The 827-nt window shown below is 31.4% G+C and carries 1 protein-coding gene; it reads left to right on the top strand.

The window, feature by feature from the left end; genetic code table 11:
• Positions 1-111: 111 nt before the first annotated feature.
• Positions 112-693, top strand: coding sequence for a hypothetical protein (locus tag QWY87_RS12870; protein WP_290291844.1), 582 nt, complete (start codon positions 112-114; stop codon positions 691-693).
• The last annotated feature ends 134 nt before the right edge of the window (positions 694-827 follow it).

The raw sequence follows: 827 nt of genomic DNA, 5'->3' as shown, positions 1-827 counted from the left end.
CGTTGGGGCAAATAAATCATTCACATGCAAAAAACCATCATTTTCTTGTTAATTCTGATTGTCACAAGTTGCACCTTAGAAAAGAGCGAATTGGAATGTCAAAAAGAAGTTATGGATGATATTTTTTTAGCATTGGTTGATTCCCTGCATACAGAAATAAGGGTTGGCTTTAGACCACCACCACCATTATCCAATGGCATAGTAATGAATGATAGTATTAAAAAAAGTCACTCCCAGATTCTAAAAAAGACCTTGTTGGAATATAGGAGGAATTTAGATTCGGTAAGAAATGATACTTCAAAACTTAATATTGCAATTCACGACACGGTTTATGATGCAAGAAAAAGAAATCTGTTGAATTATTTAAAATCTAAGAAGTATAAGGAATATGAATGGGATACAGAAAATGGATCTGCGATTTATAGAATTGATCTTTCTGACTTTCAAGAAAATAAACTTTTTAGATTTAAATATGGTTCCGAACTGCCATTAGACCAAAATCAATGGCATAAACTTGGGATTTATGAGTTAATAGGATTTTCTACAATAGTTTTTGATACAGCAAAAACATATGGAGCTATGAATGCATGGTCTTACTGTGGAAGACTATGTGGTTCAGGATTTCTGGTGTTTTTGAAAAAGGAAAAAGGTAAATGGCTCATTGATAAAGTAGAATTAACTTCTGTTTCATAAAATAAATGCCCCAACAACGGTTATAATTAATTGTTTTGCAAGTGTTTTCTCAGAGTTTGAGATTGTCAAAAAAGTAAGAGTGAAAATAGAAAGTAATATTATATCAATCCACAACTAATCATAACCAATACGTT

The organism is Lutimonas halocynthiae (genome assembly GCF_030409835.1).
Classification (GTDB): domain Bacteria; phylum Bacteroidota; class Bacteroidia; order Flavobacteriales; family Flavobacteriaceae; genus Lutimonas; species Lutimonas halocynthiae.
This window is presented reverse-complemented; position numbering and strand designations above follow the sequence as displayed.

What these genes read in the sequence shown, in the direction of transcription:
- QWY87_RS12870 (WP_290291844.1), top strand. Translation starts at nt 112, where the DNA reads ATGGATGATATTTTTTTAGCATTGGTTGATTCCCTGCATACAGAAATA.